The organism is Kribbella sp. NPDC049227 (assembly GCF_043197265.1).
Classification (GTDB): Bacteria; Actinomycetota; Actinomycetes; order Propionibacteriales; family Kribbellaceae; genus Kribbella.
In genome coordinates, this window is record NZ_JBICST010000007.1 from 479,234 (window position 1) to 497,491 (window position 18,258).

General features: G+C 69.3%; 16 protein-coding genes. 12 read left to right on the top strand and 4 right to left on the bottom strand.

Annotated elements, in window-relative coordinates; translation table 11 throughout:
* Window positions 1-56: 56 nt before the first annotated feature.
* From ACGFH6_RS31855 to ACGFH6_RS31865, 3 genes are all read left to right on the top strand, one after another.
* Window positions 57-824, top strand: coding sequence for a phytanoyl-CoA dioxygenase family protein (locus ACGFH6_RS31855; RefSeq protein ID WP_393391309.1), 768 nt, complete (start codon window positions 57-59; stop codon window positions 822-824).
* Complete coding sequence (locus ACGFH6_RS31860; RefSeq protein ID WP_393391311.1) at window positions 821-1,711, top strand: helix-turn-helix domain-containing protein; 891 nt, start codon at window positions 821-823, stop codon at window positions 1,709-1,711. Before ACGFH6_RS31855 ends, ACGFH6_RS31860 begins: the two co-directional genes overlap by 4 nt.
* A gap of 150 nt (window positions 1,712-1,861) precedes the next feature.
* Window positions 1,862-2,746 carry an LLM class flavin-dependent oxidoreductase gene (locus ACGFH6_RS31865; protein ID WP_393391313.1) on the top strand — a complete coding sequence of 295 codons (885 nt, stop codon included), beginning with the start codon at window positions 1,862-1,864 and terminating at the stop codon, window positions 2,744-2,746.
* 4 nt (window positions 2,747-2,750) lie between these two features.
* Here ACGFH6_RS31865 and ACGFH6_RS31870 read toward each other — a convergent pair whose 3' ends face one another.
* Entirely contained in the window at window positions 2,751-3,209 is a 459-nt protein-coding gene (locus ACGFH6_RS31870; RefSeq protein ID WP_393391315.1) for a hypothetical protein, read from the bottom strand.
* 81 nt (window positions 3,210-3,290) lie between these two features.
* Between ACGFH6_RS31870 and ACGFH6_RS31875 the strand changes: the two genes are divergently transcribed.
* From ACGFH6_RS31875 to ACGFH6_RS31895, 5 genes are all read left to right on the top strand, one after another.
* The gene (locus ACGFH6_RS31875) at window positions 3,291-3,905 is read left to right on the top strand and encodes a TetR/AcrR family transcriptional regulator C-terminal domain-containing protein (protein ID WP_393391317.1); all 615 of its coding nucleotides are present in this window, start codon (window positions 3,291-3,293) and stop codon (window positions 3,903-3,905) included.
* A gap of 168 nt (window positions 3,906-4,073) precedes the next feature.
* Window positions 4,074-6,554, top strand: coding sequence for a leucine--tRNA ligase (gene leuS, locus ACGFH6_RS31880; RefSeq protein WP_393391319.1), 2,481 nt, complete (start codon window positions 4,074-4,076; stop codon window positions 6,552-6,554).
* A 48-nt stretch (window positions 6,555-6,602) separates the two neighbouring features.
* On the top strand, window positions 6,603-7,022 hold the full coding sequence (locus ACGFH6_RS31885; RefSeq protein ID WP_393391320.1) for a secondary thiamine-phosphate synthase enzyme YjbQ: 420 nt from the start codon (window positions 6,603-6,605) through the stop codon (window positions 7,020-7,022).
* A gap of 100 nt (window positions 7,023-7,122) precedes the next feature.
* A complete protein-coding gene (locus ACGFH6_RS31890; protein WP_393391322.1) occupies window positions 7,123-7,329 on the top strand; it encodes a hypothetical protein in 207 nt (68 codons plus the stop codon).
* A 169-nt stretch (window positions 7,330-7,498) separates the two neighbouring features.
* Window positions 7,499-10,060, top strand: a complete 2,562-nt coding sequence (locus tag ACGFH6_RS31895; protein WP_393391324.1) for an ATP-binding protein — start codon at window positions 7,499-7,501, stop codon at window positions 10,058-10,060.
* Window positions 10,061-10,731: 671 nt separating this feature from the next.
* Here ACGFH6_RS31895 and ACGFH6_RS31900 read toward each other — a convergent pair.
* Complete coding sequence (locus ACGFH6_RS31900) at window positions 10,732-11,259, bottom strand: pyridoxamine 5'-phosphate oxidase family protein (protein ID WP_393391326.1); 528 nt, start codon at window positions 11,257-11,259, stop codon at window positions 10,732-10,734.
* A gap of 48 nt (window positions 11,260-11,307) precedes the next feature.
* On the opposite strand from ACGFH6_RS31900, the gene ACGFH6_RS31905 reads away from it, so the two are divergent.
* The 3 genes from ACGFH6_RS31905 to ACGFH6_RS31915 all read left to right on the top strand — a co-directional run bounded on the left by ACGFH6_RS31905 (window position 11,308) and on the right by ACGFH6_RS31915 (window position 15,758).
* Window positions 11,308-12,150: a DegV family protein gene (locus ACGFH6_RS31905; protein ID WP_393391328.1), complete on the top strand. Its 843-nt coding sequence runs from the start codon at window positions 11,308-11,310 to the stop codon at window positions 12,148-12,150.
* 250 nt (window positions 12,151-12,400) lie between these two features.
* Window positions 12,401-13,318: a helix-hairpin-helix domain-containing protein gene (locus ACGFH6_RS31910; protein WP_393391330.1), complete on the top strand. Its 918-nt coding sequence runs from the start codon at window positions 12,401-12,403 to the stop codon at window positions 13,316-13,318.
* A 520-nt stretch (window positions 13,319-13,838) separates the two neighbouring features.
* A complete protein-coding gene (locus ACGFH6_RS31915) occupies window positions 13,839-15,758 on the top strand; it encodes a ComEC/Rec2 family competence protein (protein WP_393391331.1) in 1,920 nt (639 codons plus the stop codon).
* Between the two features lie 83 nt (window positions 15,759-15,841).
* Here ACGFH6_RS31915 and ACGFH6_RS31920 read toward each other — a convergent pair whose 3' ends face one another.
* The gene (locus ACGFH6_RS31920; RefSeq protein ID WP_393391333.1) at window positions 15,842-16,405 is read right to left on the bottom strand and encodes an isochorismatase family protein; all 564 of its coding nucleotides are present in this window, start codon (window positions 16,403-16,405) and stop codon (window positions 15,842-15,844) included.
* Window positions 16,406-16,478: 73 nt separating this feature from the next.
* On the opposite strand from ACGFH6_RS31920, the gene holA reads away from it, so the two are divergent.
* Window positions 16,479-17,477 carry a DNA polymerase III subunit delta gene (gene holA / locus ACGFH6_RS31925; RefSeq protein ID WP_393391335.1) on the top strand — a complete coding sequence of 333 codons (999 nt, stop codon included), beginning with the start codon at window positions 16,479-16,481 and terminating at the stop codon, window positions 17,475-17,477.
* A 386-nt stretch (window positions 17,478-17,863) separates the two neighbouring features.
* Here holA and rpsT read toward each other — a convergent pair whose 3' ends face one another.
* The gene (gene rpsT, locus ACGFH6_RS31930) at window positions 17,864-18,124 is read right to left on the bottom strand and encodes a 30S ribosomal protein S20 (RefSeq protein WP_360447226.1); all 261 of its coding nucleotides are present in this window, start codon (window positions 18,122-18,124) and stop codon (window positions 17,864-17,866) included.
* Between the last annotated feature and the right edge of the window lie 134 nt (window positions 18,125-18,258).

Genomic DNA, 18,258 nt, shown 5'->3' on the forward strand with positions numbered 1-18,258 from the left:
CCGTCCGGGCGCCGGTGTTCGTAGTCTCGAAGTACCCGAGGAGGAGGAACTTCGAGATGACTGTCACCTCTGCCAAGCCCGATCTGTCGACCTTGGCGCAGCAGTACGCCGAGGACGGCTTCGTCCTGGTGAAAGGCCTGCTCAGCAAGGAGGAGGCGGCCTACTACCGGCAGCGCGGCCACGAGCTGCTGGCCCAGTTGAACAGCAACGAGGACGCCACCTGGAAGTCCGCGATGGGACTGTCCGACGGCGCGACCCGGCTGCAGCATCTGCACGACGCGCAGTTCTACGACGCCGAGTTCAGCAAGCTGGTGATCGACCCGCGGTTCACCGACGTGGCCGCCGCGGTGATGGGGGTGGACAACGTCCAGTTGCACCACACCAAGCTGTTCGTGAAGCCGCCGGAGAACGGCTCCCCGTTCCCGTTGCACCAGGATTACCCGTTCTTCCCGCACAAGTACCACCGGGTCGGCGCCGCGATCTTCCACTTCGACGACGCACCGGTGGAGAAAGGCTGCGTCCGGGTGATCCCGGGCAGCCACAAGGACGGGCCGCGCGAGCACGAGGCGGAGGGTTCGTACCATCTGATCGACCCACCGTTCGAGGCGGCGACTCCGCAGCCGGCCGAGGCGGGCGACGTACTGTTCTTCACCTATCTGACCGTGCACGGGTCCGGGGTGAACACCAGCGACGAGGCCCGGACGACCTGGCTGATCCAGTACCGCGACCCGGCCGACCCGCCGACGGTGAAGACGCACGATCACTCGCTCGGGCAGGGCATGATGCTGCGAGGAGTCGACCCGACCGGCAGGAGCGCTGTTTGACCCTCGCGGATGTCGCGATCGCGGACCGTTTCGTCGACCTCGCCGGACTGCTCGAGTCCTGCGAGGTCGACGGGTTCCGCGCTGACTTCCTCAGTTGGGGGCACTACCAGCCGGAGTACTGGCGCAACTACTGGCACAGCCACTCGTTCCACGAGGTCTGCCTGGCCTACTCCGGCGCGGGCCGCTTCAACTCAGGAGACCTGAGGTACGACGTCCAGCCGGGCTCGGTGTTCCTGGCCCGCCCCGGCGACGTCCACGAGATCGAGTCCAGCCGGACCGAGCCCCTCGGCATCGCCTTCTGGGGCTTCACGTTCCGGCCAGGCTCCGATGAACCCGGTTGGTGGTCCGGACTGACACGTTCGGACGGGCCTGTGATGTCGGACCGGACCGGCTCACTCCCTGCACTGATCACAGCGCTCGCGGCTGAAGCGGCTGCACCGGTGTCGGGCTACAGCACCGCACTGGGTGCGCTCGGTGCCACTCTGGTCATGGAGACCGCTCGAGCCTTCGCCCTCGACGAGGACCTGACAGTGGAGCCGGTACGACGTGACCGCGGCCCTCTGGTCGTGGAGGCGATGCAGCGTCACCTCCGCGACAACCTGTCCCGCCCGATCACCGTGCGGGATGTGGCAGCCGCCGCACACCTCTCGGAGCGCCACGCCGAGCGACTCTTCCACCAGCAGACCGGCGCCTCGATCATGTCCACTCTTCGCCGACTCCGCCTGGAACTGGCCGCCCAGCTACTCCTCGATCCCACGGTCACCGTCACCGAGGTGGCCCGGTCCTGCGGGTACTCCGACGTACGCCCGTTCTCCACTGCGTTCCGCCGCCACTACGGCCGCACTCCTGGCGAGCACCGCCGCGCCGGCGGCACCGAGTTCGCTTAGACCCCTGTGCAGCTCGACAGGAGGTGTCCACTCAAAGCGTCGATGGGGCGGCGCCGACGAGCGTGACATGTCCAGGCCGTCGGTGACACCTCCTGTTCGCTTGAACGGCCTGCTGACCTCAACTCTGGTTGACGTTCCAGGATGGCCGTCATGATCGAGATCGGCATGATCCTCCCGTCCGTGGCCGTCCAGCAGAGCGAGAAGCTCGACCTGCGCGCGGCCGCCAGGTACGCCGAGGAGGCGGGGCTGGACAGCGTCTGGATGGGCGACCACCTCGCCACCGGTGCCGCGACGCTGGAGGCGACGATCGGGCTGGCGACCGCGGCAGCCGTCACGGAGCGGGTCGCGATCGGAGCGAGCGTCTTCGTGCCGGCGATCCGCCCGCTGGCCTGGGCTGCCAAGCAGATCGCCTCGCTGCAGTACGTCTCCGGTGAACGACTGATTCTCGGGGTCGGATCGGGTGGTGGCGAGGAGCAGTGGCGGGCGGCCGAGGTTCCGTTCGCCGAGCGCGGGCGACGTACCGACCGGGCACTGCGCGCTTTGCCCGACCTGCTGGCCGGGAAGCCCGCCGACCTCGGTGCCGACGGGCCGGGGGTGCGGTTGGCGCCCGCCGTCGCCAGACCGCGGTTCTGGGTCGGCAACGACTCCGCGGTGGCTCGGCGGCGGGCGGCGCAACTGGGTGACGGCTGGTTCCCCTCGCTCGTGCCGGCCGAGGATGTGGCCACCGGCCGGGACCATCTCGAGGAACTCGCGGACCGGTACGCGAGGCCCGTGCCCACGATCGCGATCGGCGGGGTGTCAGCCGGAGGCGCCAACGACGCTGCCATCCGAGGGCTGGCAGCGGGGATCGCCGGCGGCTATGGCATGCCGTACGACCGAGCGCTGTCCCTGCCGCTCGCGGGCACTGCCGAGCAGACGGCCGATCGACTCGGTCGGTACGGCGAAGCCGGGGCGAGTCACGCCGTACTGGGTGTTGGTGGCACCGACTGGCGCGCCCAGGTCGACCACCTCGCCGCCGTACGCGCACTGCTCTGACCGGTCAGTCCCGAGGGCGGCGCCAGAGACCCACAACGGCGACCAGTCCGGCCACGGACGGCAGTGCGCCGATGATGCCGTGCAGTGGCGGCACGATCGTGGTGTAAGCCTCGCCGCCGACGGACAGGCCGATGAGTTGGATGGTCGCGCCGAGAACGAACAACACAGTGCTGACCACGCGGACCCGGCGCTTGCCCCGGGCGACGCCCCGGATCGCGTACAGCCAGCCGACGAGGCCGACGACTCCGACGGCGGCCAGGTAGATGGCGATCGCGTTGCGGTCGGCACGGACCGACTTCTGCGGCCATTCCGGGTACGCGGCCCGGACGTGGTCGGCGATGGCGTCGATCGTGACGATGTCGATCAGCGGCGCGAGCGTGGCCAGAACGGTCAGCAGCAGGCCGGCGTACAGAGCCGGTCTGAGGTACGCCGGTGAGCGGGGTGGTGCGGCGATGGTGGTCATCGCGATCCTCCTGATTCTTACGGTGTATGTTTCAGGGTATACTTACGCCGTAAGAATCATCAAACGAGAATCAGGGTCCCGATGACTGCACGCCGTACCCGTGGCCACAGCGTGGGGCTGACCCGTGAGGCAGTACTGCGGGCCGCGCTGGCGTTGGCCGATCGCGAAGGGCTGAAGGCGCTGTCGATGCGCCGGCTCGGCGCCGAGTTGGACGTCGAGGCCATGACGATCTACCACCACGTGCCGAACAAGGACGCCCTGCTGGACGGCCTGGTCGAGCAACTCGTCGCCTCGATCGCCCCTCCGGTGTTCGGGACGCCTTGGCAGGAAGGGATCCGCGACTATGCGCGGAGTCTGCGGGCCGCACTCCTCGCGCATCCCAATCTGGTCCCGCTGATCGCGTCCCGGCCGGCCGTCACCACACAGAACCTCCTGGCGCTGGAGACCGCGTTGGAGAGCCTGCGGTCCGCTGGTCTCGCACCTGCTGACGCACTGGATGTCATCTACGCGGTGACCGGCTTCGTCGTCGGACAGGTCGTCACCGCATCGGAGGGCGATCCGGTCGATCAGCTGGCGCCGCTCGACCTCTCCGAGTTCCCGTTGCTGGCCGAGGCGGCGCAGGGACCCCGAGATGCGGAAGCACGCTTCGTGTTCGCGCTGGACGCCCTGGTGTCCGGTCTCGGCTCGAGGCGCTAGAATGGTCCCATGCGAGTGAGCCTGCTCCTTATTTAGCCGTACTGGCATCCAGGCGCCGATGAGCGCCGGTCAGTGCGGCGTCCCCTCCTGTGTGAGGGGCTTTTTCATTTCTGGGAACGCCGTCTGGCAGATTTAGGCTCAACAACACACGAGTGCGGGAGTAGGACCGTGAGCGAGCAGGTGGAGGACGCCCCTATCGACCGGGGTGGGTACGACTTCAACGTCATGCAGGCCAAGTGGCGGCCGGTGTGGGAGAAGCTGGACCCGTTCAAGGCACGTGACGACGGCTCGGCCGAGCGGCGTTACGCGCTCACGATGTTCTCCTACCCCTCCGGCGACCTGCACATGGGCCACGCCGAGGTCTTCGCGTTGCACGACCTGCTGTCGCGGTACTGGTTCCAGCAGGGGTACGACGTGCTGAACCCGATCGGCTGGGACTCCTTCGGGCTGCCTGCCGAGAACGCGGCGATCAAGCGCAACGAGCACCCGGCGACCTATACCTACGCCAACATCGAGACGCAGGCCGAGTCGATCCGGCGCTACGGCATGAGCTTCGACTGGTCGCGCCGGCTGCACACGTCCGACCCGGAGTACTACAAGTGGACGCAGTGGCTGTTCCTGCGGTTCTACGAGCGCGGGCTGGCGTACCGCAAGGCTTCGTTCGTGAACTGGTGCCCGCACGACCAGACCGTCCTGGCCAACGAGCAGGTGATCCAGGGCCGCTGTGAGCGCTGTGGGCACGAGGTCACCAAGCGCGAGCTGACCCAGTGGTACTTCAAGACCACGGAGTACGCCCAGCGGCTGCTGGACGACATGGAGCTGCTGCAGTGGCCGGAAGAGATCCTGCTGATGCAGCGCAACTGGATCGGACGGTCCGAGGGCGCGTTCGCGGACTTCCAGGTCGAGGGCCGGGACGAGCCGATCCGGGTCTTCACGACTCGGCCGGACACGCTGTTCGGCGCGACCTTCATGGTGGTCGCACCGGATGCGAAGCTGGCCGCCGAGCTGGTCACCCCTGACCAGCAGGCCGCCTTCGACGAGTACCTGACCGCGGTCAAGTCGACCACCGAGATCGAGCGGCTGAGCACCGAGCGGGACAAGACCGGTGTGTTCCTGGGGTCGTACGCGATCAACCCGGTGACCGGGGAGCGGATCCAGATCTGGGCCGCCGACTACGTGCTGGCCGACTACGGCACCGGCGCGATCATGGCGGTGCCCGGCCAGGACACCCGGGACTGGGAGTTCGCGGAGAAGTTCGGCCTGCCGATCGTGCGGACCGTGCAGCCGACACCCGACTTCGAGGGCAAGGCGTACACGGGCGAAGGCCCGGCGATCAACAGCGCGAACGACGAGATCAGCCTGGACGGACTGGGCGTCGACGAGGCCAAGGCCCGGATCATCGACTGGCTGGACAGCAAGGGGCTGGGCGAGCGGACGATCAACTACCGGCTGCGCGACTGGCTGCTGAGCCGGCAGCGGTTCTGGGGCGCGCCGATCCCGATCATCCACTGCCCGACCTGTGGCGAGGTGCCGGTCCCGGACGACCAGCTGCCGATGGAGCTGCCCGACCTGCGCGGTGCCGATCTGGCGCCGAAGGGCGTGTCGCCGCTGGCCGCGGACCGCGAGTGGGTCGAGGTCGACTGCCCGAAGTGCGGTGGCAAGGCCGAGCGTGACACCGACACGATGGACACCTTCGTCGACTCGTCCTGGTACTTCCTGCGCTACCTGTCGCCGGAGTACGCCGACGGGCCGTACGACCCGGCCGCCGCCGAGCGGTGGATGTCGGTCTACCAGTACGTCGGCGGCAAGGAGCACGCCGTACTGCATCTGCTGTACGCGCGGTTCTTCGTCAAGGCGCTGCACGACATGGGCATGCTGAGCGTCGTCGAGCCGTTCACCCGGCTGCTGAACCAGGGCCAGGTGATCAACCAGGGCAAGTCGATGAGCAAGTCGCTGGGCAACGGTGTGAACCTGGGCGACCAGATCGACCTGTACGGCGTCGACGCGGTCCGGCTGACCATGGTGTTCGCCGGTCCGCCGGCCGACGACATCGACTGGGCCGACATGTCGCCGGGAGGCGCGCTGAAGTTCCTGCAACGGGCCTGGCGGCTGGCGGGAGCGGTCGAGGCGCCGCTGGGCTCGGATCCCTCGACCGGTGATGTCGAGCTGCGCCGGATCACCCACCGGACGATCGCGGACTCGGCCGAGCTGATCGACTCGATGCGCTTCAACGTGATGGTTGCCCGGATCATGGAGCTGGTGAACGCCACCCGGAAGGCCATCGACGCCGGACCGGGGGCGGCCGACCCGGCGGTCCGGGAGGCGGTCGAGACGGTGGCGGTGCTGCTGAGCCTGGTCGCGCCGTACACGGCCGAGGACATGTGGGAGACGCTGGGCTACGAGCCGACCGTCGCCAAGGCCGGCTGGCCGAAGGTCGACCCGGCGCTGCTGGTCCAGGACACGGTCACCTGCGTGGTCCAGATCGCCGGCAAGGTGCGGGACCGGCTGGAGGTCGCGCCGGACATCAGCGACGCCGACCTGGAGCAGCTGGCGCTGGCCTCCGATGCGGTCCAGAAGGCGCTGGACGGTCGGGGTGTCCGCAAGGTCATCGTCCGCGCGCCGAAGCTCGTCAACATCGTTCCGGCCTGATCGTTGCGGCCTGGCCCGTGCCGAGGTGACACGGGCTAGGCTGCTCAGATGCGTTCTGAGCTGATCGATGTCACGACCGGCGGTGCGGAAGTCGTCTTCGACCTGACGAGCAGGTGCGAGCAGTTCGTCGACTCCGAGGCTCATCAGGCGCAGGGCGACGGACTGCTGCACATCTTCGTCCCGCACGCGACGGCGGGGATCGCCATCCTCGAGACCGGGGCCGGCAGCGACACCGACCTGCTCGCGGTGCTCGAGCGACTGCTGCCGCGCGACGCCGGTTGGCAGCACCGGCACGGTACGCCGGGGCACGGGCGCGACCACGTGTTGCCCGCACTGATGCCGCCGTACGCGACGATCCCGGTGCTGGACGGGCGGATGATGCTCGGCACCTGGCAGTCGATCTGCCTGGTCGACACCAATGTCGACAATCCCCGGCGGCAGGTCCGGCTTTCCTGGCTTCCCGGTTAACGGACTACCAGGGAACTCGCCGGGAGGGATTTCGGTGACTTATCGTGATGTTGCCGATCGCGTTACGTTCGCGAAACACGGCTCCGATTGAATTGTCCGCATGGCAGCCCTTGAGACTCTGCGGGACCACTGGCATGGCCTCGGCACCGAACTCCTGATCCGCGCCACCCGCGGTATTTGTGACGGCAGCCTGACGAATGCCGATTCCGGCCGCGCGGACACCCGGGCCCGGCTCGACGACTGGGCCGGAATCCTTTCCCTCTATGCCGGCGAAAATGAATCCGCCTCGGTTCGCGCAAGTGCTTGAATCACCGGGCCGGATGATTTTCTGCGCGTTCAGTAATTGCGTTCTGAAGTAAACCCGTTGCCTTGGTCAACAGTTCTGTGTGATGCCGCTCACTGGACGCACCCGGCACCGATCGCTCAGTCACGCTATGTTGTGACAGGAACGTGAGGCTCTAGAGGGGTGACGGGCTTTGTCGGACACGGATGGCCGGGCTGAGGGGCGGCGGGGCTTCGCCGATCTGTTGCTCGACTTGAGAGTCCAGTCGGGCCTCTCCCAGGAGGAGCTGGCCGACCGGGCCGGGCTCAGCGTGCGGAGCATCCGCGAGATGGAAGCCGGCCGGGTGGCGCGTCCCCGGAAGGACTCCGTCCGGCTGCTCGCCGAGGGCCTGGGGCTCGGACCCAGCGACGCGGACCGCTTCCTCGCCGCGGCCGGGCACGGCGCCGTACGACCGGTGATCTCGGTGGCCGACCCGGCACCGACCGGACTGCGCTGGCGCGGGACGCGGCCGATCCCGGACGGCCTCGTCGGCCGTGAGCAGGAGTTGCTGGAGCTGGAAGGGCTCCTGCGACAGAACCGGTTGGTCACGCTCGTCGGCCCTGGTGGAGTCGGCAAGACCGAGCTCGCGCTGGCTGCGGCCGACAAGTTCTCCGGTGCTGACACGACGGTGGTGGTTGTCGACCTGACGACCGTCCAGCGGGATGCCGCCGTACCGTCGGCCATCCTGGACGCCTTCGGCACGGCTCCCGGTACGTCGGACCTGGACGACGTACTGTCCGGCCGCCGGCCGGGTGACCTGGTGATCGTCGAGGACAACGCCGAGCATGTGCTCGACGGGGTCGCGACGGTGGCGAACCGAATGGTCCGCAGCTTCCCGGGCATCGGCGTGCTGGTGACGTCGCGGATCCCGCTCGGGCTGCCGGACGAGGTGGTCCGCCGGGTGCAGGTGCTCGGCGTACCGGAGAACGACAGGGACTTCGGGGACATCGCGGCCAGCCCGGCAGTGGAGATGTTCTGCCGGCGGGTGGCTCGGGTGCGGCCCGACTTCGTGCTGACTGAGGAGAACGCGCCGATCGTCGCGCGGCTGTGTCGCCGGTTGGACGGGCTGCCTCTGGCTCTGGAGCTGGCGGCTGCGCGGGCCGGTTCGCTGTCGGTGGAGACGATCCTGGCCGCGCTGGACGACCGGTTCCGGCTGCTGTCCGGGCCGAGGCGGTTCGGGGCGCCGCATCAGCGGACGCTGGCGGACACGATCGCGTGGAGCGTTGACGCGCTGTCCGATGCCGCGCGGCAGTTGCTCTACCGCGCCTCGGTGCTCGGGTCGCCGTTCACGCTGGATGCGGTGGCCGGCGTGTGTACGGGTGATCCAATCGACGCGGCCGACGTACCGATGCTGCTGGCCGAGCTGGTGGACAAGTCGCTGCTGCAGCCGGTGCACGAGTTCGAGCAGCTGTACGGCGCTCGCTACAAGCTGCTGGAGACGATCCGCGAGCACGCGTACGCCGGTCTGTCGTCGCAGGGGGACGACCTGGTCGAGTTCCGCGACCGCGCGGTGGCGTGGTGCTCGAACTACGTCTCCGGGCTCGAGGGCGCGTGGTCCTCGCCCGATCGGGAACGGCGCTACCGGGCTGCGAACGCCAACTCGGCGCTCTTCGAGGTGGCGCTGGCTCGCGCGGCCGAGCTCGGACAGTGGGACGTGGCCGCGCGGATCGTGCTCGGGTTCCGGATCGCGTGGCAGTACCAGGCGAGTGTGGCCGAGAGCGGGATCCGTTGGGCGACCTTGTGCGCGGACAACGTCGCGGACAAGGAAGTCAGCGGCATGCTGCGCGCGATCGCCGGGCGGCTGTCGAGCCTGACCGGTGACGTCCGTGGCGCGCGCCGGCACTACGGCGAGGCCCGCACACTGATCCCCGGCGAGACCGAGATGGGCCTGGTCGCCCGTGGCGGGTGGGTGTCGTCCGGTTCGCATCTACTCGACACGCAGAGCCTGGCTGAGATCCCGGCGCTGGTGGATGACGCGCGCAAGCACGGCGACGTGCAGCGCTCCGCGACTGTGCAGGCCATCTGCGGACTCGCCCTACTGCGGTGGGGTCGCCTGCCCGAGGCCAAGGAGCTGCTGCTCGCCTGGGAGGCCGCACTGGTCAACCCGGGCGTGTACCCGGACGAGATCGCGTACATGGCGCTCAGCCGCGTCGAGCTGGAGCTCGGCAACCTGTCCGAGGCGCGGCGCTGGGCGCTGCTCGCCCGCGGCAGTCAGGCCTCCGACGACCCGGAGCGCACCAAGGTGGCAGGCTGCCTGGCGATGGTCGAGTACCACGACGGCCAGTACGACGAGGCGCGGGCGCTGCTCGACGAGGCGGATGCCGACATCCGCGGGCACCGGGGGTACTTCGACTACCAGGTCATGCGGTACCGCAGCCGCATGGCCCGGGACACCGGCGACGCGGAGCAGGCCCGGATCTGCATCCGCGACGCCGTCAACCGGCTGCTGGTCGAGGGACGGGTCGTGTACCTGCTCGAGGTCCTGCCGGAGGCCGTGGCCGTCCTGCACGCCCTGGGGAAGTCCGAGGACGGCGACGCCCTGTGTGGCCAGCTGCTGGCCTGGCAGCGGTCCATGGACCCGCCGATGCTTCCGACCGCGTGGGCGGTGCTGCAGGAGTCCTGCGAGAGTGCCTCGGTGGCTCCTGGCTGGCCGGAGCCCGACCCCGCCGCAGCGGTGCTGCGGCTGGCGAACGACGTACTCGCTGCGCTTTCGTGACGCCGATCCGCTGAAGCTGCCGGACAACTGCCGGTTCTTCTGCCTCGTCCTGACATGGCTGCCGGACCAAGAATTACAGCCGTAGGACAGGTTCCACGAAGCAGAGTCCGACACCGGCAGCGGCGGCAGGGAAGGGGTGGTGAGCCATGACGAGGCCTTGGTTCACCGCAGCACTGCCGTCGAGTTCGGGAGAGGCAACGCGGAGGGTATCCGGTGGCCGAGTGGTGGGGGCGCCGATCGGCTGCCGAGAGCTCCGGAGTGCTGCACAGTGCGGATCTGTCCTGCCTGAACCGGGTGCCGTGCGCCGTCAGGGCACCGGACCCGGGGCGAGGTCCCAGTATTGGGCCGGGCACACGACACAGGGGACGAGTGCCGGTCCGGCTGACACGGGGAGTGGCGGGTTTGGTCACCCGCCGCGGTGGGTCGGCTGCTGGGGCCTCCCGGGACCTCGACGGGCTCGCGGTCAGACCGGTACTTCGCGGAACCGGCACGGGGAGTAGCTCGCCGAGGTTTCTGAGCTCAGCTGACAACAAGGGGGAGTCAGCAGAAGAAGTTGGAACGCTGGCAACGAGGGGAGTCAGCGTGACGCGGTGAGGGCCGGTCCAGTGGGGGGCGCCGGCACAACGAGGTGGAGGCCACCGGAGGGGTTGGCCTCCACCTCGTCGCTTGTCTCAGCGCTTGGGGGCGTCCGCCTGCTCGAGGACCGCCTTCTTGTCGAACGCGTAGCCGACCATCCAGGTCGGCTGGAGGCGGTAGTAGACGATGTCGTCGCCCCAGCTCGACGGTGAGCTGCCGTAGTGCTTGGTGAGATGCGCCTCGATCTCCGCGAAGTCCGGGTGGTCCGGTGTCAACGTCTCCACCTGACCGTGACTGAACACGCCGATCCGCTCGCCGTCGACGTACGAGACGCTGGCCGCGGGCCGGACCTTGAGATGGCGCGCCTTGGCCGCGGACCCGGAGGTCGTGAACACCCACCGCGCGTGCAGGAAGTGCCCGTCGACCGCACTGATCCGTGGCTCGCCGCGGGCGGTGACGGTGGCCAGGTTCAGCGTGCACATGCCGGTCAGAACCCGCACCAGCTCGCCGGCGTCCAGCCGGCGCGAGTCCGTGATGATGTTGTGCAGGTGCTCCGTCGAGCGTTGGTACGCCGCGTCGAGGAGCTGCTGCAGCTCGGTGACTTCTGCCGCTGTCTCCTTCATCTCCGCAGTCTGGCAGACACGCACTTAACTGTCCGGTAACCTCGCTTCATGTCAGCCCGCGTGCACGTCGTCACCGACTCCACGGCTGGGCTGGCCACGCACGAGGTGCTCCGCCACCCGCTGACCGTCGTACCACTGCAGGTCGTCATCGGCGGGACGTCGTACGACGACGGCGCCACCTCCACCGACGCGGTCGCCGAGGCACTCAAGACCTTCACCCCGGTGTCGACCAGCCGTCCGGCGCCGCAGACCTTCGCGGACACGTACGCCGCTTGTGCGAAGGACGGAGCGGAGTCGGTGGTGTCGATCCACCTCTCCGGCGACATGTCCGGCACCGTCGAGGCCGCCATGATCGGCGCCAAGGAGTCGCCCATCCCGGTCCGCGTGGTCGACTCCCGCTCGCTCGGCATGGGCCTCGGGTTCCCGGTCCTGGCCGCGGCCGCCGCAGCCGCCGCGGGGGAGGACCAGGCCGGCGTCGAGGCGGCGGCCCGCGCGAGGATGGCGTCGATCTCGGCGTACTTCTACGTCGACACCCTCGAGTACCTCCGCCGCGGCGGCCGCATCGGCGCGGCTCAGGCCCTCCTCGGTACGGCGCTCGCCGTCAAACCACTGCTGACGATCAGCGGCGGCCGGATCGTCCCGCTCGAGAAGGTCCGCACCTCCAGCCGAGCCATCGCTCGCCTCGCCGACATCGCCGTCCAACGCGCCGGCGACACTCCCGTGCAGATCGCGGTCCACCACCTCGCCAACCTCGAAAAAGCCCAAACCCTCGCCGACGGCCTCTCCGACCGCCTCCCCGCCGCCGAAGAAATAGTCCTCCGCGAAGTAGGAGCCGTCATAGGCGCCCACGTAGGCCCCGGCCTCCTAGCCGTAGTAGTAGCCCCCCGCTAACCCCAGCCCTCCACCGCCCGCCCCGGCTTCCCGCCGCAGCTACCCGCCTCGGCTTCCCGCGACCGCGTCCCGCCTTCTTACCACCGCCTCGCGCCGCGCCACCCTGCCACCGCTTCCCGCCTCGGCTTCCCGCCACCGCCTCACGCCTCGGCGCCCGCCCCGCCCGCGCAGCGGACGGGCTCCGCCTGGGGTTTTCCACAGCTTCGAACTCGGGGGTTTCTGGGGCCGGCGGACTCGTACTTTCTCTGGCGTGAAAGTCACACGTCGTGCTCCGGCGCCCGCCCCGGGCGCCCGTGAGCGTGCGCTGGCGCGACTCGCCGCCAACGCACGCGAGCACGCACCCGACGAACACCTGGAGGAGCGTGATGAGGACGTGCGCGGTGGATGGATCCCCGAATCGATCCGGCCCGAACGACTACGAGACGCCCGCTGGACCCTGTCCCCACGGCACGTCGTGGTCCTGGCCGCCGTACTGGCCATCGGCCTGTCCTGGGCCGCCTGGCAAGTCTTCCGCGCCCGCCCCGAAACCCTCCCCGACACCCGCCCACCCACGACCGTCACCTCCGGCTCACCCGTCACCCAACCCGGCGCCGCGTCCTCACCCGGCAGCGGCCAGCCAGGCGCGAACCCCTCACCCGGAGCCGCGCAGCCGTCTGCCGGTGTGGGCCAGCCATCTTCGGGTGCCGGCTTGCCGTCGGCCGCCGCCCAGGGCACCGGCCAGTCGCCCGCCGGCGTGGTCGTTGTAGACGTCGCCGGCAAGGTCCGCCGCCCCGGCCTCGTCCGAGCACCCACCGGCTCGCGCGTGGCCGACGTACTAACCCTCGCCGGTGGCCCACTCCCGGGCGTAGACCTGACCACCCTCAACCTCGCCCGCCCAGTCGCCGACGGCGAACAAATCCTCGTCGGCATCCCCACCCCACCCGGCGCCACCACCGCCCCAGGCAGCACCCCAACGTCCCCATCCGCCGCCGCCAACTCCCCGGTCAACCTCAACACCGCCGATCTCACCCAACTGGATACCCTCCCCGGCGTAGGCCCGGTCCTGGCCCAACGCATCCTCGACTACCGCACCCAGAACGGCCCTTTCGCGACCATCGACCAACTCCAAGAAGTCCCCGGCGTAGGCCCCAAGAAGTTCGACTCCTTGAAGTCCCATGTCCGCATCTGACGAGACTCCCGACCAGCCGGGGGAGACGCTTGATCTAAGGCTCTTGGTGCCGGCCGGCGCGGGTTGGTTGGCGGCCGTCGTACTGATCGGCGAACAGCCACTCGCAGGTGTGGTGACGGCAGCCGTGTCACTTGCCCTCGCCTGCGTGGCCGCCGTGTTCCTGCGAGGTCGGCTCAACTCCGCCAGGTCCGTCGGGAGGCGCGCGGTCTGGGCTGTCGTGGGCGCGCTTGTGGTGGTCGCAGGGATGGGAGTGGGAGCCGCCCTGCAGGTGAAGGGATTGCAGGCCGGCCCGGTCCAGGGGTTGGCGGAGGAGGGCGCAACGGTTGGCGTCCGGTTGAAGATCGACGGGGATCCTGCCGTACGCCGGAGTCCGGGCAACCGACGCCCACCGTATGTGGTGGTGAAGGCAACCATCGAGGAGGTCCGAACTCGGAGTACGACGTCCTCGACCGGGAACGGGACCTCAAGTCCGCAGGCTGGTGGTGAAGTGACTACCCGGGTGAGGACTCGGGTGTTGGTGGTGGGTGATGAGGCCTGGCGAGGAGTGCGGTTCGGGGAGCGGGTGGACGGCAGGGGGCGGTTGGAGGCGGCCGAGCGTGGCGGTGATGTCGCGGCCATGCTGTCGGTTCGCGGAGAGCCGCGAGTGGTGGACGAGCCAGCCTGGTGGTTGCGCGCGGCCGAGCGGGTTCGGGCCGGCCTGCGGGGAGCGGTGGCGGGAGAGCCGGATGACGTGAAGGGCCTGGTCCCCGCACTCGTGATGGGTGACGAGTCCGGGCTCTCCGACGAACTTGCCGACGACTTCCGAACGACCGGGCTGACCCATCTGTCCGCAGTCTCGGGCACCAACCTGACGTTGCTGCTGGCGTTCGTCCTGCCGTTCAGTCGGCTGATCGGCGTACGGGCGCGAGGGCTGACTGCGGTCGGCCTGATGACGGTCGTCGTGTTCATCATCCTGGCGCGCCCTCAGCCGAGCGTGTTGCGAGCAGCCGCGATGGGCCTGATCGCGCTGGCCGCGATGACCAGCGGAGGCGGCCAACGCCGCGCGGCACGCAGCCTCTCGGTCGCGGTCATCGTGCTCCTGCTCCTCGACACCTCGCTCGCACGATCAGCCGGGTTCGCGCTGTCCGTGCTCGCAACCGCGGGCATCGTGCTGCTCGGTCCACGCTGGCGAGACGCGCTCGCCCGATGGCTTCCGACCTGGCTCGCCGAGGCGATCTCGTGCCCACTCGCCGCCCAACTCGCGTGTACGCCGATCGTCGCCTGGCTCTCCGGCCAAGTCTCGCTAGTCGCTGTCGCCGCGAACCTGCTCGCCGGTCCCGCAGTCGGTCCGGCAACCATCCTCGGCTTCGCAGCCGCCGGCGTCGCACTCGTGAGTACAGACGTAGCCCATCTCGTCGGCTGGGCCGCCGGCTGGCCGGCCCGCTGGATCATCCTGATAGCTCGAGAAGGCGCCGACCTCCCTGGCGCAGCCAGTCCCTGGCCGGCCACGATGATCGGCGTCGCCGTGCTCACGGTGCTCTGCCTGGCCATCGTCATCGGCCTGCACCGCATCCTGGCTCGCCCGATCGCGGCGCTCCTCGCGGTCGTTCTGCTGGCAGTCGTCGTACTGCGTCCGGTGGGTTCGATCGGCTGGCCACCAGGCGACTGGCTGCTGGTGATGTGCGATGTCGGACAAGGCGACGGCTTGGCACTACGAGCAGGTGAGAACGCTGCGGTGGTGGTCGATACCGGCCCGGATCCGGCCGCGATGGATCGATGCCTGAGGGATCTCGGTGTCGAGTACATCCCGGTGCTGGTGCTCACGCACTTCCACGCGGATCACGCCGGCGGACTGGCCGGCGTACTGAAGGATCGGCGCGTGGCGGAGATCGAGGTGACGCCGTACTTCTCGCCGCGCGCGGAGTACGACCGCGTCGTCGACCTCGCGGCGCAGCACGGCATCAGCCTGCGGACGGTCACGTACCACGAGAAGCGCGTCGTCGGCGCACTTAGTTGGACCACGCTCTGGCCGGCCCGGGTTCCGGCACTTCCGCCACCGGGTACGTCGTCTGCGACCTCCAGCGACGAGGGTTCACCGGAGAACAACGCCAGCATCGCGATGATGGTCGAGGCGTCCGGCCTCCGGATCCTCCTCACCGGCGACCTGGAACCCGAATCCCAGCGAGCCATCCTCGCTTCCGGTGCCGACCTCCGAGCCGACGTCCTCAAGGTTCCGCATCACGGCTCGGCCCAGCAGGACCCGGCCTTCATCGCCGCCACCGGCGCCCGCCTCGCCCTGATCTCGGTCGGCCGCGACAACGACTACGGCCACCCGGCGCCCAGGACCCTGTCGCTCCTGGCCCACCAATCCACCCGAACCGCCACCACCAGCACGAACGGTCCCCTGACCGTCACCAACCCCGCCAACCACCTGACCCTCACCACCGCCCACGACCCATGACCACGAGCCAGGTCGTCCAGGATCAGGAGGCCACCGGCAGGAGCCACGAGCCAGGAGGGTCAGGAGGGTCAGGAGCCAGGAGGTCAGGAGAACGTGACGGCCGCGGCGGGGACTGTGCTTTCAGGTTCGTCGCCGAGGGACCACGCGGCTACTCGGGAGACCACCTGCGCCGGGACTTCGTCGCTGATGCCAGTGACAGCGGGGATGTCGTAGGTGCCGTGCGCGTCGTACGGGAGGACGACGCGGTAGCCGCGGGCCAGGGCAGTCCGCGCGGTGGCCTGTACGCACATCTCGGACATCACGCCGCAGATCGCAATCGACCTCACGCCGGCGGCGACCAGGAGCTGACCGAGCGGTGTCGCGTCGAAGCCGTCGTCACGAGGCTTGCGAATCACCTGCTCACGCGGACCCGGCTTCACCGGCAGGTACAACTCCCAGCCCCGCGTCCCCGGCTCGTCGGCCGCGCCGGGAGCACCGTCGTTCTGCAGATGCACAACGACCGCCCCAGCCTCCCGCGCACGGTCGAGCAGTTCGGTCGTCCGGTCCAGGAGACGATCGGCTCCAGGTACGGCGTTCTCGCCGGAGACGGAGGCCGATTGCAGGTCCACCAGGATCAGGGCGTCGACAGGGGCAACAGGGTCGGTCATGCCGCCATCCTTGCCGGTCGGTGCAAGCGACCTCCAGCGAGTTTCTGTCGACGCGACATGGGATGCTGGCCGGGTGGCTGCTCGTAGGGGTTCCGCGCCCAAGCTGGGCGACGTACTGCTGGTGACCGGTGCCGAGGCGTTCCTCGCGGACCGTGCCGTCAAGTCGGCGATCGCCGCGGTGTCCAAGGAGGCGGCGTCCAAAGGCGAGGCCGACATCGAGGTGACGGATGTCGACGCGACCGGGCTGGACGTGGGGGTGTTCGCGGAGCTGACCGGTCCGTCGCTGTTCGCGAGCGAGCGTGTCCTGGTCATGCGAGCGCTGGAGAACCTGCCGCCCGACATGGTCCCGCACCTGCTCGAGTACGCCGGGAGCCCGTCGGACGACGTGCTGGTCGTGCTCGTGCACTCGGGCGGCCAGAAGGGCAAAGGCGTCCTCGACAAGTTGCGCAAGGCATCGGTCAGCGAGGTCGTGGCGACCGCGCCGAAGGCGTGGGAGTTGCCGCAGTTCGTAGCCGGGGAGATTCGGCTGCTCGGCGGCAGTGTGGACGAGCGGGCGTCGTCGGCGCTGGTCGACGCGGTCGGTCACGATCTGCGGGCGCTGGCGGGGGCCTGTTCCCAGTTGGTTTCGGACTCGGGCGGGCAGGCGGTCACGGCCGAGCTGATCGGGCAGTACTTCGGTGGTCGTGCGGAGGTGACGAGCTTCGCGGTCGCGGATGCGGCGATCGCGGGCCGGACCGAGCCGGCTCTAGAGCAGTTGCGGTGGGCGCTGGACTGTGGCGTCGCGCCGGTGCTGGTGACGAGCGCGATGGCGGGTGGTCTGCGCGGGTTGGCGAAGTTCTCGAGTGCCCCGGGCGGGCTTCGCGAGGCGGACCTGGCCCGGGAGGTCGGCGTACCGCCGTGGAAGCTGAAGCAGTTGAAGCAGCAGGTCCGCGGGTGGACCCCGGGTGGGCTGGCTACCGCGATCAAGGCGGTGGCCCAGGCCGACGCCGACGTGAAGGGCGCCTCAGGCGACGCCGGCTACGCCCTCGAGCGGATGGTCATCACCGTCAGCCGCTCCCACGGCCGCCGCTAACCCCAGCCGATCAACCGAGCACCGCCAACCACACAAGCCGAGGAATCCCCGGCGCGCGATCCAAGTCCGACCACGCAAGCCAGAGGAGTCCCCGGAACGCGCGGACCGAGTCCGACCACGCGAGGCGAGGAGTGCCGGGCGCGGTACCGAGTCCGAGCACGCGAGGCGAGGAGTGCCGGGCGCGCGAGCCGAGTTCGGGCACGCATGGTGAGGAGTTCCGGCCGCGGATCGAGTCCGAGCAGGCAAGCCGAGGAGTGGAGGGCGCGCGAGCCTGGAGGGCCGAGCACGCAAGGCGAGGAATCCCCGGGCGGCTCCCGAACCTGGAGGGTTTGGGAACGCAAAAACGATCGGCCGGTCTTGGACGGGCCGATCGTTGGCGGGCTGCCTCAGAGAGAGGCGGCCTTCTTGAAGATGGCCGACTTGCGGTTGGCGGCCTGGTTGGCGTGGATGACGCCCTTGCTGACGGCCTTGTCGAGCAGGCGGCCGGCCACGCGGGCGTGCTCCTGCGCCTTCGCGGAGTCGCCGGTCTCGGCGGCCTCGCGGAAGCGGCGAACAGCCGTCTTGAGGGTCGACTTCACCGACTTGTTGCGAAGTCGCGCAGCCTCGTTCTGGCGGTTGCGCTTGATCTGGGACTTGATGTTCGCCACGTGAGCAGAGCCTCGATCAGGAGTATGCGGTCATTAACAGGAAGGTGTCGCGCGCACGGCTGTACACCACCCGTGGGTGCGCGAAGAGCCAGATTACCAACAAGCCACCGTCAGCTCCAAACCCGACCACCCCC

Excerpts from the sequence above, each read along its gene's own strand:
- ACGFH6_RS31855 (WP_393391309.1), top strand. The coding sequence starts at position 57 with ATGACTGTCACCTCTGCCAAGCCCGATCTGTCGACCTTGGCGCAGCAG.
- ACGFH6_RS31865 (WP_393391313.1), top strand. The coding sequence starts at position 1,862 with ATGATCGAGATCGGCATGATCCTCCCGTCCGTGGCCGTCCAGCAGAGC.
- ACGFH6_RS31870 (WP_393391315.1), bottom strand. The coding sequence starts at position 3,209 with ATGACCACCATCGCCGCACCACCCCGCTCACCGGCGTACCTCAGACCG.
- ACGFH6_RS31875 (WP_393391317.1), top strand. The coding sequence starts at position 3,291 with ATGACTGCACGCCGTACCCGTGGCCACAGCGTGGGGCTGACCCGTGAG.
- ACGFH6_RS31885 (WP_393391320.1), top strand. The coding sequence starts at position 6,603 with ATGCGTTCTGAGCTGATCGATGTCACGACCGGCGGTGCGGAAGTCGTC.
- ACGFH6_RS31890 (WP_393391322.1), top strand. The coding sequence starts at position 7,123 with ATGGCAGCCCTTGAGACTCTGCGGGACCACTGGCATGGCCTCGGCACC.
- ACGFH6_RS31900 (WP_393391326.1), bottom strand. The coding sequence starts at position 11,259 with ATGAAGGAGACAGCGGCAGAAGTCACCGAGCTGCAGCAGCTCCTCGAC.
- ACGFH6_RS31905 (WP_393391328.1), top strand. The coding sequence starts at position 11,308 with ATGTCAGCCCGCGTGCACGTCGTCACCGACTCCACGGCTGGGCTGGCC.
- ACGFH6_RS31920 (WP_393391333.1), bottom strand. The coding sequence starts at position 16,405 with ATGACCGACCCTGTTGCCCCTGTCGACGCCCTGATCCTGGTGGACCTG.